The 13,523-nt window shown below is 62.4% G+C and carries 11 protein-coding genes; 6 read left to right on the plus strand and 5 right to left on the minus strand.

Going from position 1 to position 13,523, the window contains the following annotated elements; genetic code table 11:
- Nucleotides 1-88 precede the first annotated feature (88 nt).
- From gyrB to dnaA, 3 genes are all read right to left on the minus strand, one after another.
- Nucleotides 89-2,560, minus strand: a complete 2,472-nt coding sequence (gyrB, locus tag E1956_RS02735; protein ID WP_134747179.1) for a DNA topoisomerase (ATP-hydrolyzing) subunit B — start codon at nt 2,558-2,560, stop codon at nt 89-91.
- Between the two features lie 113 nt (nt 2,561-2,673).
- Nucleotides 2,674-3,777, minus strand: coding sequence for a DNA polymerase III subunit beta (gene dnaN, locus E1956_RS02745; RefSeq protein WP_134747181.1), 1,104 nt, complete (start codon nt 3,775-3,777; stop codon nt 2,674-2,676).
- Nucleotides 3,778-4,120: 343 nt separating this feature from the next.
- A complete protein-coding gene (gene dnaA, locus E1956_RS02750) occupies nt 4,121-5,794 on the minus strand; it encodes a chromosomal replication initiator protein DnaA (RefSeq protein WP_232071234.1) in 1,674 nt (557 codons plus the stop codon).
- Nucleotides 5,795-6,216: 422 nt separating this feature from the next.
- On the opposite strand from dnaA, the gene rpmH reads away from it, so the two are divergent.
- The 4 genes from rpmH (at nt 6,217) to yidC (ending at nt 8,938) form a co-directional block, all read left to right on the plus strand.
- On the plus strand, nt 6,217-6,351 hold the full coding sequence (gene rpmH, locus E1956_RS02755; RefSeq protein WP_004198824.1) for a 50S ribosomal protein L34: 135 nt from the start codon (nt 6,217-6,219) through the stop codon (nt 6,349-6,351).
- A gap of 65 nt (nt 6,352-6,416) precedes the next feature.
- Nucleotides 6,417-6,884: a ribonuclease P protein component gene (gene rnpA, locus E1956_RS02760; protein WP_232071236.1), complete on the plus strand. Its 468-nt coding sequence runs from the start codon at nt 6,417-6,419 to the stop codon at nt 6,882-6,884.
- Nucleotides 6,885-6,982: 98 nt separating this feature from the next.
- Nucleotides 6,983-7,213, plus strand: a complete 231-nt coding sequence (yidD, locus tag E1956_RS02765) for a membrane protein insertion efficiency factor YidD (protein ID WP_043287862.1) — start codon at nt 6,983-6,985, stop codon at nt 7,211-7,213.
- Between the two features lie 30 nt (nt 7,214-7,243).
- Nucleotides 7,244-8,938, plus strand: a complete 1,695-nt coding sequence (gene yidC / locus E1956_RS02770; RefSeq protein ID WP_134747183.1) for a membrane protein insertase YidC — start codon at nt 7,244-7,246, stop codon at nt 8,936-8,938.
- A 167-nt stretch (nt 8,939-9,105) separates the two neighbouring features.
- Here yidC and E1956_RS02775 read toward each other — a convergent pair whose 3' ends face one another.
- Nucleotides 9,106-9,525 (minus strand): transcriptional regulator, encoded by a 420-nt coding sequence (locus tag E1956_RS02775; protein WP_028221548.1) that lies wholly within the window; start codon nt 9,523-9,525, stop codon nt 9,106-9,108.
- A gap of 477 nt (nt 9,526-10,002) precedes the next feature.
- On the opposite strand from E1956_RS02775, the gene mnmE reads away from it, so the two are divergent.
- On the plus strand, nt 10,003-11,412 hold the full coding sequence (mnmE, locus tag E1956_RS02780) for a tRNA uridine-5-carboxymethylaminomethyl(34) synthesis GTPase MnmE (protein WP_134750296.1): 1,410 nt from the start codon (nt 10,003-10,005) through the stop codon (nt 11,410-11,412).
- A 172-nt stretch (nt 11,413-11,584) separates the two neighbouring features.
- Nucleotides 11,585-11,899 (plus strand): DUF4148 domain-containing protein, encoded by a 315-nt coding sequence (locus E1956_RS02785; protein WP_134747185.1) that lies wholly within the window; start codon nt 11,585-11,587, stop codon nt 11,897-11,899.
- Nucleotides 11,900-12,235: 336 nt separating this feature from the next.
- On the opposite strand, the gene E1956_RS02790 is transcribed toward E1956_RS02785, so the two are convergent.
- Entirely contained in the window at nt 12,236-13,444 is a 1,209-nt protein-coding gene (locus E1956_RS02790; RefSeq protein ID WP_134747187.1) for a Fic family protein, read from the minus strand.
- Between the last annotated feature and the right edge of the window lie 79 nt (nt 13,445-13,523).

Raw genomic sequence — 13,523 nt, forward strand, 5'->3', positions numbered from 1 at the left:
CAGTTGAGCTATCGGGACGCTTCATTCAATAAAAGTCTCAATGGATGCATCCCAAAATCTCACATTATGGTTCCCGCTACACAACGCCTCAAACGTCAATATTCCCCGCCCGCAGCGCATTGTTCTCGATAAACGCGCGACGCGGCTCCACATCGTCGCCCATGAGCGTCGTGAAGATGCCATCGGCGGCAATCGCGTCCTCGATCTGCACGCGCAGCAAACGCCGCACGGTCGGATCCATCGTCGTTTCCCAGAGCTGCCCGGGGTTCATCTCACCGAGCCCCTTGTAACGCTGCTTCGAGACATTGCGCTCGGCATCCGCGATCAGCCACTTCATCGCGCTCTTGAAGTTGGTCACCGCCATGCTGCGCTCGCCGCGCTTGATGAGGGCGTTCTTGCCGATCAAGCCCTTGAACGTATTGGCCGTATTCACGAGCTGCTGATAGTCGGCGGTGAGCTGGAACTCCTCGTCGATCACCGAGACCTTCACGTTGCCGTGATGACGGCGCTCCACGCGCAGCGAGCGCTGCTCGCGCACTGCGTCGTACATCGGCACGACCGTCACTTCGGGCTTCAGCGGATCGTCGCGCAACTGCGCTTCGAGCGCACGTGCCGAAGTCTCCGTGGAAGCTTCGCTCGACAGGTCGATCGACACGCCGTCCATGATCGCTTCGAGCGCACGCTCGTCATACAAACGCGAAAGACGATCCACCACGCCGCGCGCGAGCTGGTACGAACGCGCGAGCTCGCCCAGCGCGTCGCCGGAAATCGGCGTCGCGCCTTCGTTCGGCACGAGCTCCGAGCCCTGCAGCGCGAGGCGCAGCATATGCGCGTTCAGCTCCGTCTCGTCCTTCAGATAGCGCTCGTCCTTGCCCGCCTTGAGCTTGTACAGCGGCGGCTGCGCGATATACACATAGCCGCGTTCGATCATGTCCGGCATCTGCCGATAGAAGAACGTGAGCAGCAGCGTGCGGATGTGCGCGCCGTCCACGTCCGCGTCGGTCATGATGATGATGCGGTGGTAGCGCAGCTTCTCGAGGTTGTAGTCGTCCTTGCCGATGCCGCAGCCAAGCGCCGTGATCAGCGTGACGATCTGCTCGCTCGAAAGCAGCTTGTCGTAGCGCGCTTTCTCGACGTTCAGCACCTTGCCGCGCAGCGGCAGGATTGCCTGGAACTTGCGGTCGCGGCCCTGCTTGGCCGAGCCGCCTGCCGAGTCGCCCTCGACGATGTACACCTCGGACTTGGCCGGGTCCTTTTCCTGGCAGTCCGCGAGCTTGCCCGGCAGGCCCACGCCGTCGAGCACGCCCTTGCGGCGCGTCATCTCGCGCGCCTTGCGCGCGGCGTCGCGCGCACGCGCGGCATCGACGATCTTGCCGCAAATGGTCTTGGCGTCGTTCGGCGTTTCCAGCAGGAACTCTTCCAGCGCCTTCGCCACGACTTCCTCGACCGGCGCACGCACCTCCGAAGAAACCAGCTTGTCCTTGGTCTGCGAGCTGAACTTCGGCTCCGGCACCTTCACGGAGAGCACGCACGACAGGCCTTCGCGCATGTCGTCGCCCGAGGTCTCGACCTTGGCCTTCTTCGCGATTTCGTTATCGGCGATGTACTTGTTGATCACACGCGTCATCGCCGCGCGCAGGCCGGTCAAGTGCGTGCCGCCGTCGCGCTGCGGGATGTTGTTCGTGAAGCACAGCACGCTTTCGTTGTAGCTGTCGTTCCACTGCATCGCCACTTCGACGCCCACGCCGTCCTTCTCGCTCGACACGTAGAAGATGTTCGGGTGCAGGACCTGCTTCGCCTTGTTGATGTACTCGACAAAGCCCTTCACGCCGCCCGCGAAGGCGAAATCGTCTTCCTTGCCGGTGCGCTGGTCGGTCAGGCGGATGCGCACGCCGTTGTTCAGGAACGAGAGTTCGCGAATGCGCTTGGCGAGAATGTCGTAGTGGTACTCGACGCTGCCGAAGATGGTTTCGTCGGCCATGAAGTGCACTTCGGTGCCGCGGTTTTCCGTGTCGCCGAGCAGTTGCATCGGCGAGACCATGTGGCCGTCGCGCTCTTCGAGGATGCGGTTCTGCGGCACGCCACGGTGGAATTCCATGAAGTGCTTCTTGCCGTCGCGGCGCACGGTGAGGCGCAGAAAGCTCGAGAGCGCGTTCACGCACGAGACGCCCACGCCGTGCAGGCCGCCCGAGACCTTGTAGCTGTTCTGGTCGAACTTGCCGCCCGCGTGCAGCTCGGTCATCACGATTTCGGCGGCGCTGCGCTTCGGATCGTGCTTGTCGTCCATCTTCACGCCCGTGGGAATGCCGCGGCCGTTGTCGGTGATCGAGATCGAGTTGTCCGCGTGGATCACCACGTGGATGTCGTTGCAGTAGCCGGCGAGGGCTTCGTCGATCGAGTTGTCGAGCACTTCGAAGACGAGATGGTGCAGACCGGTGCCGTCCGACGTGTCGCCGATGTACATCCCGGGCCGCTTGCGCACCGCCTCCAGTCCTTCGAGGATCTGGATCGACGAGGCGCCGTAGCTGTTGTCGGGTTGCGAGTTGTTCGTATCAGTCATGGAATTTTCCGGTTCTGCGTACTGCCTGTGTTACTGCTCGAGACTTTTTCGAAAAGCCATAAAAACGCCAAAGGGGCGCAGCGCCCCCTGGTGTTCTTCTTCTGTCGCGCTTTTTAGATGCGCATTGGCATCACCACGTACTTGAATTCCTCGTTCTCGGGAATCGTGATGAGCGCGCTGGAGCTGGCGTCGCCGAGGCTCACTTCCAGCGTGTCGACCTTCAGGTTCGCGAGGACGTCGAGCAGATACGTGACGTTGAACCCGATGTCGATGGTGTCGCCCTGGTAGGCGATTTCCAGCTCTTCCTGCGCCTCTTCCTGGTCGGCGTTGGTCGACATGATCTTGAGCTGGCCCGGCTCGATGATGCAGCGCACGCCCTTGAACTTGTCGGACGTGAGAATCGCCGCACGTTGCAGCGAGCGTTGCAGCTCTTCACGGCCGATCTGGAAAGTGTTCTTGTGCGCCTTCGGAATCACGCGCTGGAAGTCGGGGAATTTGCCTTCCACGAGCTTCGAGACCAGTTCGACCTGGCCGAACGTGAACTTCACCTGCGTGGAGCCGATGTCGATCTGCAGCGAATCGTCGATGTCTTCCAGCAGGCGCTGGAGTTCGAGAATGGTCTTGCGCGGGATGATGACTTCCTGGCGCGCGAACGAGCCTTCGATCTTCATCGACGAGAACGCGAGGCGGTGGCCGTCGGTGGCCACGGCCATGAGCTGGTCGCCGTCCACGACGAGCAGCATGCCGTTCAGGTAGTAGCGGATGTCCTGCTGCGCCATCGCGAAGTAGACCATGCCGAGCAACTGGCGGAAGGTCTTCTGCGGCACGGAGAGGTTTGCGCCGAAGTCCTTCGCCTGGGCCACCGTGGGGAACTCGTCCGCGGCGAGCGTCTGCAGGGCGAAGCGGCTCTTGCCCGACTGCACCGTGAGGCGTTTGTCGGCGAGCGTGAGCGTGACCTGGCCGTCGGGCATCGCGCGCAGGATGTCGAGCAGCTTGCGCGCCGCGACCGTCGTGGCGACCTGGTCGTTGCCGACGCCGAAGTCGGCGGTCGTGGTGATCTGCAACTCGAGGTCGGTCGACAGGAACGAGACGTCGGAACCGGTTTTGGTGATCAGCAGATTGGCGAGGATCGGCAACGTGTGGCGGCGTTCGACAATGCCGCTCACCGTTTGCAGCGGCCTCAGCAGGTTATCGCGTTCGGTCTTGACCAGTTGCATAGAGTTCCTTCGTTGATGTGACGGTCTGCGCACCCCGTCCAGGGCTAGCGCCAGCATTGAGCCCAGCGCCACAAACCCTGGAGCCGCCCTGCAGCGCAGGCCGCGGCGTGAAATCCGCGCGGCAGCCTGGCCGCAGCGCGGTTAAACCCATATTGTGCCTGAAAACGGACCGCTTCCCTAAATTGGGGGCGATCCGCGCAAGAAACAGGTGGGCCGCGAGGACCCCGGCAGCCTGGCTGACGGGGCACCCGCGTTGTTCCAGACTTCTGTTCCGCGTGACTCGCTGCTTAACAGCCGCTTAGAGCCGGTTAGAGTCTCGGCTCTAACCGGCGCTCGCGAGGCGTCAGCCCTTGAGCGTCTGCTCGAGGACGTGCAGCTCGTGGTTGAGCTGGGCGTCCTTGGTGCGCTCGTCGGCAATCTTGCGCACGGCATGCAGCACGGTCGTGTGGTCGCGGCCGCCGAACAGCTCGCCGATTTCCGGCAGGCTCTTCTGCGTGAGCTCCTTGGCGAGATACATCGCGATCTGGCGCGGCCGCGCGATGTTCGCGGGGCGCTTTTTCGAGTACATGTCGGCGACCTTGATGCTGTAGAAGTCGGCCACCGTCTTCTGGATGTTTTCCACCGAAATCTGGCGGTTCTGCACCGTCAGCAGGTCTTTGAGCGCTTCCTTGGTCAGCTCGATGGAAATGTCGCGGCCATGGAACTTCGAGTACGCGAGGATCTTGCGCAGCGCGCCTTCGAGCTCGCGCACGTTCGAGCGCAGGTGCTTGGCGACGAAGAACGCCACGTCCTCGTTCAGGCTCACGCCTTCCGATTGCGCCTTGCGCATCAGAATGGCCACGCGCATTTCCAGCTCGGGCGGCTCGATCGCCACGGTCAGGCCCGAGTCGAAGCGCGAGATCAGGCGGTCGTCGATACCCGAAATTTCCTTCGGATACGTATCGCTCGTGATGATCACCTGCGCCTTGTTGGCCACCAGCGCCTCGAACGCGTAGAAGAACTCTTCCTGCGTGCGCGACTTGCCCGAGAAGAACTGAATATCGTCGATCAGCAGCAGGTCGAGCGAGTGGTAGTAGCGCTTGAAGTCGTCGAACGCCTTGCGCTGGTACGCCTTCACCACGTCGGACACGTACTGCTCCGCGTGGATGTAGCGGATGCGCGCACCCGGCTTGTCGATCAACAGCTGATTGCCGATCGCGTGGATCAAGTGGGTCTTGCCGAGGCCCACGCCGCCGTAGAGAAACAGCGGGTTGTACGAGATGCCGGGGTTGTCGGCCACCTGGATGGCCGCGGCGCGCGCGAGCTGGTTCGCCTTGCCGGTCACGAAGTTGTCGAACGTGAGCACCGGGTTGAGCTTCGAGCGCTCGTAGGTCGGGTCGGGCTCGCCGCTCGAGGCGGCCGCAGCCGCACCCTGCCCCGGCCGCCAGCCGCGGCGGCCTGCGGCGGCTTCGTTGGCGTCGAGGCTCGGCAGGTCGAGGTCGGCGGCGTCTTCGGCCGCCTGCGCGGCAGCAGCGTTTTGCGCCGCCGCGTGCGTCATGGCGGCAAGCGCCGCGGCGCCAGGGCTCGTGTAGGACGTGCCCGCCTGGGGCATGCCCGGGCGGGTCATCCCTGCTTGAGACATGCCCGTATGGGACATGCCCGTATGGGACAAAGCTGCCTGGTGTGTCAGATGTTGCGCCTGGGCCGCGGCGTGCGCGGTTTCTGCCGGCGCAGCGGCCAGCGGTGCGCGCGGCGCGGGCGCCGGTGCGACGTGCGGCGCACGCATGCCGGCCTTCGGGTCGAGGACGAACTGCACGTCGACAGGCGTCTGCCAGAAGTCGCGCGCCAGATCAGTGATCCGGCCCGAGAACTGGCTCTTGACCCAATCGAGCTTGAAGCGGTTGGGGGCGGCGATCTGCAGCGTGTTCGCCGCAGCATCGAAGGCAACCGGGGCCAACGGTTTAATCCACGTCACGTACTGCTGGGGCGTCAGCTCACGCTCCAGTAGTGCGGAACAGTGTTGCCAAAATTCGTTCATCGAGTTGCTGTGGTCGTTTTGTTTGCATGCATTGCGGTCGCGCCGCTTGTGTCGCACAAATGCAACGAGGCCCTGACGGGACGACGGCAAATGCTCCGGACGCCCGCGCGGCAAGGGTTTTGCGGCAAGCAGGCGGGCCAGAGCGGCATGCAGGATTCTTGGGATAGGCGAGATTCTAACGCCGAAATCCCTTCACCAGGAAGTTATCCACAGGGACGGATCAGCGCGGCGCACCCTGCTTCGCACATGTGGGGACAGGACCGCACCAGGGTCGATCCTGCTGTTGCGATGCTCTAACCTATTGACGGCCAACGAAAAACGGGATTAAATAGCGGGTTCCGCGAAAACCAATCCCTTGTACCACCGGCCATTGCTTTTTCCGCGATGCTCGCCGCGGTCAATTCTCAACAAGTGAGAGCAACATGAAACGTACTTACCAACCTTCCGTTACCCGTCGCAAGCGTACCCATGGCTTCCGCGTGCGTATGAAGACCGCCGGTGGCCGCAAAGTGATCAACGCACGCCGTGCGAAGGGTCGCAAGCGCCTCGCCATCTAAGCGCGCCGCTTGCCAGTTTTGTCGATAGCTTCGCTATCTGCACAATCAACGATAGCGGGCCTGACGTGAAACTGTCGGAAGAAGCGGACGACGCGCGCACTACCCTGTTGCGAACGCAGGCCGCTTTCCCGAAAGCCGCAAGGCTACTGAAAACGGATGAGTTCTCATCCGTTTTTCGTTTGCGCCCCTGGCGCCGCACCGAGCACTTCGTCGTGTATGGGCGGCCCACCGGCAAGGATGCGCGGCTTGGGCTCGTGATTGGCAAGAAGTACGCGCCGCGCGCGGTCACGCGCAACCTGGTGCGCCGCATGGCCCGCGAGGCGTTTCGCGTGCGCCGCGCGCAGTTCGAAGGCTTCGACCTGCTGCTGCGCCTGCACACGAAATTTGACCGCAAGGCCATGCCGGGTGCCTCGTCGCCACCGCTGAAGGCGTTGTGCCGCGCCGAAATCGAGACCTTGCTCGAGAAGGCGGCTCGCGAGGCCGGCAAGCGCCGCATGCATGAGTCTGGGCCGCAAGCGCCCGCCAGCTCATGACGAGCGCGCGCGAACCCGGCGTTCGCGCTGTGCGGGCCGCGCCCGACGGCACGGCTCGAGGTTCGTATTTCGATGCGGCGCAGTCCGGCCGCCACGCCATGCAAACGGTACTGATCGCGTTACTGCGTTTCTACAAGCTTGCCGTGAGTCCTCTGCTCGGCAACCGGTGCCGCTTTTATCCTTCTTGTTCCGATTACGCGCGCGAGGCAATCCAGTATCATGGCGCCGCGCGTGGGACTTACCTTGCCGCGAAGCGGTTGTGCCGCTGCCACCCGTTTTCGGCGGGCGGCGTCGACCTGGTCCCCCCTGCACCCCCGAAAAAGCGCTGACGCGCCACTCCATCGACACTGAGACAACGCATGGATATCAAACGCACCGTCCTATGGGTCATCTTCTTCATGTCAGCGGTCATGCTGTACGACAACTGGCAGCGCGACCATGGACGTCAGTCGATGTTCTTCCCGAGCGCGACGCAAACCCAGCAGGGCGCCGCCAGCGGCGCAGTGCCCACGAGTTCGGCGAACGCGGCTAACGCCGCGGCCGACCTGCCGGCCACCAGCGCGGGCCAGGCGCCCGCGACCACGGGCCAGCCCGCCGAAGCGGCCGCGCAGCTCGTGCACTTCCGCACCGATGTCTATGACGGTGAGATCGACACGCGCGGCGGCACGCTCGTGAAGCTCTCGCTCGTGAAGGAAGAGGACGGCAAGGCCAATCAGTACATCACGCTGTTCGACCACACCAGGGACCATACGTACCTCGCGCGTACGGGTCTGCTCGGCGGCGACTTCCCGAACCACACCGATGTGTACACGGCGGCCAACGGCCCGCGCGAGCTGAGCGGCGACGCCAATTCGTTCCAGATCAGCCTCGAGTCGCCCGAAAAGGGCGGCGTGAAGGTCACCAAGACCTACACGTTCACGAAGGGCAGCTATGTGATCGGCGTGGACACGAAGGTGCAGAACGTCGGCAGCACGCCGGTCTCGCCCACGCTCTACATGGAGCTCGTGCGCGACAGCCAGCCGGTGGAAACGCCGCGCTTCTCGCATACCTTCATCGGCCCGGCGGTGTACTCGAACGAGCATCACTTCCAGAAGATCTCGTTCAGCGACATCGACAAGAACAAGGCCGACTACGTGAACCAGGCCAACAACGGCTGGATCGCGATGGTGCAGCACTACTTCGCGACGGCGTGGATTCCGCAGCAAGGCGTGAAGCGTGACATCTACGTCGAGAAGTTCGACAACTCGCTCTACCGCGTGGGCGTGAAGCAGCCGCTCGGCACGATCGCGCCGGGCGCGACCGACAACGTGCAGGCGCAACTGTTCGCCGGTCCGGAAGAAGAGCGCATGCTCGAAGGCATCGCGCCGGGTCTGGAGCTCGTGAAGGACTATGGCTGGGTGACGATCATCGCCAAGCCGCTGTTCTGGCTGCTCGAGAAGATCCACAGCTATGTGGGCAACTGGGGCTGGGCGATCGTGCTGCTCACGCTGCTCATCAAGGCCGTGTTCTTCCCGCTCTCGGCTGCGAGCTACAAGTCGATGGCGCGCATGAAGGCGATCACGCCGCGCATGCAGGCGTTGCGCGAGCGCTTCAAGAGCGACCCGCAGAAGATGAACGCGGCGCTCATGGAGCTCTACAAGACCGAGAAGGTGAATCCGTTCGGCGGCTGTCTGCCGGTGGTGATCCAGATCCCGGTGTTCATCTCGCTGTACTGGGTGCTGCTCTCGTCGGTGGAAATGCGCGGCGCGCCGTGGATTCTCTGGATTCACGACCTCTCGCAGCAGGATCCGTTCTACATCCTGCCGGTGCTGATGGCCGTCTCGATGTTCATGCAGACCAAGCTGAACCCGACGCCGCCGGACCCGGTCCAGGCCAAGATGATGATGTTCATGCCGATCGCGTTCTCGGTCATGTTCTTCTTCTTCCCGGCGGGCCTCGTGCTGTACTACGTCGTGAACAACGTGCTGTCGATCGCGCAGCAGTACTACATCACGCGCATGATGGGCAAAGGCAAGACGAAGAAAGACGCCTCGCCCAAGAAGGACGCTGCCTGAGCGCGAGGGCGGCGCGAGACGCCGCCCTCGCCTCGCAACGAGGCGCACCAAAAATGAAGCCGCCCGGCAAAGCGCCGGGCGGCTTTTTATTTCCTGCGCGGGCGCTGCCTCGTGTGCGGCGTTTTGTCTGCTTGCCGTGCCAAAGCGCGGCCAGGCGATACTGCCCGCTAGAGCTTCTTGCCGCCGCCGTAGAACTGTGAGACCAGTTCTTCAACGAGGTAGCGGTGATGCACGCTCAGTGCCTCGATCTTCGAGGCCAGCTCGAGTGTTTCCTCGGAAAGTGGATATTTTTCGTCCGGCTTGCGTGGCTGGGGAGCGGCCAGTGCGTTGCCCGGCGACGGTCCATAGTGGAGCCAATGCACGTCTACGTCGAACCATTGCGCCAGTGTTTCCAGCTTGTCGTTGGTGGGAATGGTGCGGCCGCTCAGCCACTTGTGGGCAGTCTGTGGAGACACCGGCTGATCGCCGTGATGGCGCAGGTTGAACTTGTTCGCGAGGTCGGTGCTGCCACGCAGCTTTTCCGGGGCGCGCTTCATCGCGAACTTCAGACGTTCGGAGAAGGCGGCTTTTTCTTCGATGGTTGGCATGTTTTAAATTGTGCAGCCAGCATTCACCGAAGTTAGCAACCAATTGAGCGATATATAGCTTATGAAGGCTACATATCACCTGAAGTTGTCAGTAGCACAAGTACAGCGTGGTCCGGCGAGATGCCCCACCAGATCGGAGTTTTGCCCGATCGACAGGGTGTTTATTCCCAGAAATGCCAATTCATCTAGAGACTAATCTTATCTAAATTGAGATAAAGTCGGATGAGTCTCGATGGAAGTTTCGGGGGAAGCACGGGCACGCATCGCGTTACAATCCACGCACTTTCGCGGGCGCGGCCAGAGGATGTCGGCACGCTGCGTTTGGCCGCAGCACGCAGTCCACGCTTCGCCAACTGCACCTGGCCGGTTGCACATCATCGGCCGCACCTCGCCGGCCGCACCTCGCCGGCCACACCTCGCCGGCCGCACCTCGCCGGCCACACCTAACCTCGTCGAATCACGTTGATCCAGTCCACCATGCTCGCCACCGATACCGATCCCATTGTCGCCATTGCCACAGCGCCCGGACGCGGTGGCATCGGCGTGGTGCGAGTCTCGGCTGGCCGCGCGGGCGCCGCCGCCGCCGAGGTGCTGATGCAGGCGCTGACCGGCCAGACGCTGAGCGCGCGCCATGCCAGCTACGTGCCGTTCCTCGACGGCGCCGGCACCGTGCTCGACCGCGGCATTGCGCTCTACTTCCCGGCGCCGCACTCGTACACCGGTGAGCACGTATTCGAACTGCAGGGCCATGGCGGCCCGATCGTGCTGCAGCTCGTCCTGCAGCGCTGTATCGAGGCGGGCCGCGCGTTCGGCCTGCGCCTTGCCGAGCCAGGCGAGTTCACGCGCCGCGCCTTTCTCAACGACAAGCTCGACCTCGCGCAGGCCGAGGCTGTCGCCGATCTGATCGAAGCCAGCACGGAAGCGGCCGCGCGCTCGGCGGGCCGCTCGCTCGATGGCGCGTTCTCGCGCGACATCCACGCGCTCGTGGACGACGTCGTGACGCTGCGCATGCTCGTGGAAGCCACACTCGACTTCCCCGAGGAAGAGATCGACTTCCTCGAGGCGGCCGACGCACGCGGCAAGTTGTCGAACATTCGGGCGCAACTCGATCACGTGCTTTCGGAGGCGCGTCAGGGTGCGCTGTTGCGCGAAGGGCTCGCGGTCGTGCTCGCCGGACAGCCGAACGTGGGCAAGTCGTCGCTGCTCAATGCGCTTGCAGGCGCCGAGCTTGCGATCGTTACGCCCGTAGCCGGTACGACGCGCGACAAGATTTCGCAGACGATCCAGATCGAAGGCATACCGCTGCACGTGATCGACACGGCGGGCTTGCGCGACACCGAGGACGAAGTCGAGAAGATCGGCATCGAGCGCACCTGGAGCGAGATCGGTCGCGCCGACGTAGTGCTGCATCTGCTCGATGCGCGTACCGGCATGACCGCCGAGGACGAAGCGATCGCGGCGCGCTTTCCAGCGGGCGTGCCGGTCGTGCGCGTGCTCAACAAAACCGATCTGACCGGCGTGGCGCCCGAGGTGGCCAGGCGCCCGGCGGGCGAGGCGGGTGATGGTGCCGAAGTGTGCGAGGTGCGGTTATCGGCGAAGCAAGGCGACGGCGTTGCGCTCCTGCGTGCCGAGCTGCTGCGCATCGCGGGCTGGCAGGCGCACGGGCAGAGCATCTACCTCGCACGCGAGCGCCATCTCATTGCGCTGCGCACGGCGCGCGAGCATCTCGCGCAGGCGGCAGCGCACGCGGACCAGAACGCTCAAGCGCTCGACCTCTTTGCTGAAGAGCTGAGACTCGCGCAGGAGTCGCTCAATTCGATCACGGGCGAGTTCACGTCCGATGATTTGCTTGGGGTGATTTTTAGCCGGTTTTGTATCGGTAAATGACCCGTTGCCAAGCGTTGGCGACTTACGGGCACATGCCAGGATTCTGCTACCAGTTGGAAAGATGTCTTCGATTGCTAGGGGTTAACCCTCGACGGCGATCCTCCTAGACTTTGGGTCATCGGATGCAGACAAGTTGTCGCACCGCCCACAAAAGTCATCGGAGGTAGTAATCATGAAATCCCTGATCCAGGCTGTTGCTGTTGCCGCTGCTCTTATCGTCCCCGTTGCTTCGTTCGCCCAGTCGAATGGCCCCGTGACCCGCGCCCAGGTGCGAGCCGAACTCGTTCAGCTCGAGCAAGCGGGCTATCGCCCGGGTGATGGCGATAAAACGACCTACCCGCAGCAGATTCAGGCCGCCGAAGCGAAGGTCGCTGCGCAGCAAGGCGCGGCAAACAGCGGGTACGGCGGTGTCGCGAGCGGCTCGTCGGACGCAGGTCGTCCGGCTGTGCCGAAGGCCGACTGGAACGCGATGTACAACCACCCGTAATGCATTGATTTTGGACGCACAGGTGGGACGCCAAAAGTATCTGGCCTGAACATCGCAGTCTGAGCGCGCAGCACCCCAGCGCGTTCCTGTTTAAAGAACTGGCTCGCTAAGCGCGGCATTGTCCGGCAGCGGGCCAGCTGCATTTCGAATACCTCCGCCATTGGGCTTCCGATGGCTTCGCTCGGGCCTGATGGCCTGGGCGCTTTTTCAGATGAACCTCGCAATTGGACATCGTTCGATCGGATCGAATTGCCTCCGTCCAGTGGTGCGTGCCCATCATGCGACGGTTTTGTGCACTATCCGGTCAACTGTCGTATCCGGCTGAGTGACCATTAATTACTCTTCGGCTCTCTCTACGGACTCGAAATCGATCGACGCCTGATGAGCGGTCGGCCGTTCAAGCGGTGCCGGAATGAATCCGTGCTGCGCCAGGGATCTCATCACTCCACGAATCAGGTAGCTGTTTGCGAAACAGGCGACGTACGTCCTCGCGCCCTGCTCGATCGGCTGCAACATATTCCGCTCCACGAGCTTCTTGACCTGATACGTGCGTTGGTTCGGTGTTTGCCCCGCCAAGATGTCGGAAAAGTCAGCCGCCTTGACGGACTGGGCATTGATTGCCCGCCCGAGCATGGCCGCTTCGACCTTGGTTAGGAGTTGCCGCTCCTCTGCATACTCAAGCGCGGGGCCCAAAATGTTCTCTCGCAGGTACGCAAAACTCGTTAGCTGGTCGACCTTTCTTATCTCAACCAGAATCCCCTGGAGAACGTAGATGCACCACTCCTCCAGTCCTTCGTTAGTTCCCTGATCAGCCCGTCCGAGCATCTCATAGTATTTTTCACGGTCGTTGCAGAACACTGCGACCGGATTCAGTACCCAGCCGCCTTCCTTGACGTTGAATCCATACTTGATGAGTAGCGCGTAAGTCAGCAGGCGCACCACACGCCCATTTCCATTGCTGAACGGGTGAATCCAGCCAAACCGATGATGCGCCAAAGCGACTTTCATCAACCCATACTTGGGCTGATGCTGCTCGTTAATGAAGCCGACCAACGCCTGCATGTACTCAGGCACGAGGACAGCCTCCGGGGGCAAATGCGCGGATTGATTGATCCGGACTGCCCGCGTCCTGTAGGCGCCTGGAGTACGGTCGCCTTCGCGCGTGAGGTCCTTGACCGTCAGGGCATGAAGCTCGCGTATAAAGTGGTCCGTAATCGTGTCGCCGGGCTTCATCGCGTCGTCGATGTAGCTCATCGCCGCCTCGATATTCGCGATCTCGCGGAGCGGGTCGCTCTCTTCCTGCCGACCCTCGACCTTGCTCTCGATGTAGTCAGCCAGAGTTGTATGATTGCCCTCGATGCGAGCTGACCCCAAGCTTTCCAGGGTGTGGAAGATGCTTTTGAGCTGGAAGAAAATATTGGGAGGGGCGTCTCCCTGCAACTTGAGCCGGCGGAGGTGTTCAAGTTCCGTCAGCACATCGACCAATGGCGAGTCAAACGATGGGTTGAGGAGGCGTAGCTCGTGATGTTTGAACAGCGGGTCCATGATCTTGAATCGCCACGTGCAGGAACTTGAATTCTATTCGCTAACTCCTTGCTATATAAGAATTTTTCTAGTTGTCTCG

Source organism: Paraburkholderia pallida (assembly GCF_004524855.1).
Taxonomy (GTDB): domain Bacteria; phylum Pseudomonadota; class Gammaproteobacteria; order Burkholderiales; family Burkholderiaceae; genus Paraburkholderia; species Paraburkholderia oxyphila.

What these genes read in the sequence shown, in the direction of transcription:
- yidD (WP_043287862.1), top strand. Translation starts at nt 6,983, where the DNA reads ATGCAAACGGTACTGATCGCGTTACTGCGTTTCTACAAGCTTGCCGTG.
- mnmE (WP_134750296.1), top strand. Translation starts at nt 10,003, where the DNA reads ATGCTCGCCACCGATACCGATCCCATTGTCGCCATTGCCACAGCGCCC.
- E1956_RS02775 (WP_028221548.1), bottom strand. Translation starts at nt 9,525, where the DNA reads ATGCCAACCATCGAAGAAAAAGCCGCCTTCTCCGAACGTCTGAAGTTC.
- rpmH (WP_004198824.1), top strand. Translation starts at nt 6,217, where the DNA reads ATGAAACGTACTTACCAACCTTCCGTTACCCGTCGCAAGCGTACCCAT.
- dnaN (WP_134747181.1), bottom strand. Translation starts at nt 3,777, where the DNA reads ATGCAACTGGTCAAGACCGAACGCGATAACCTGCTGAGGCCGCTGCAA.
- gyrB (WP_134747179.1), bottom strand. Translation starts at nt 2,560, where the DNA reads ATGACTGATACGAACAACTCGCAACCCGACAACAGCTACGGCGCCTCG.
- E1956_RS02790 (WP_134747187.1), bottom strand. Translation starts at nt 13,444, where the DNA reads ATGGACCCGCTGTTCAAACATCACGAGCTACGCCTCCTCAACCCATCG.
- dnaA (WP_232071234.1), bottom strand. Translation starts at nt 5,794, where the DNA reads ATGAACGAATTTTGGCAACACTGTTCCGCACTACTGGAGCGTGAGCTG.
- yidC (WP_134747183.1), top strand. Translation starts at nt 7,244, where the DNA reads ATGGATATCAAACGCACCGTCCTATGGGTCATCTTCTTCATGTCAGCG.
- E1956_RS02785 (WP_134747185.1), top strand. Translation starts at nt 11,585, where the DNA reads ATGAAATCCCTGATCCAGGCTGTTGCTGTTGCCGCTGCTCTTATCGTC.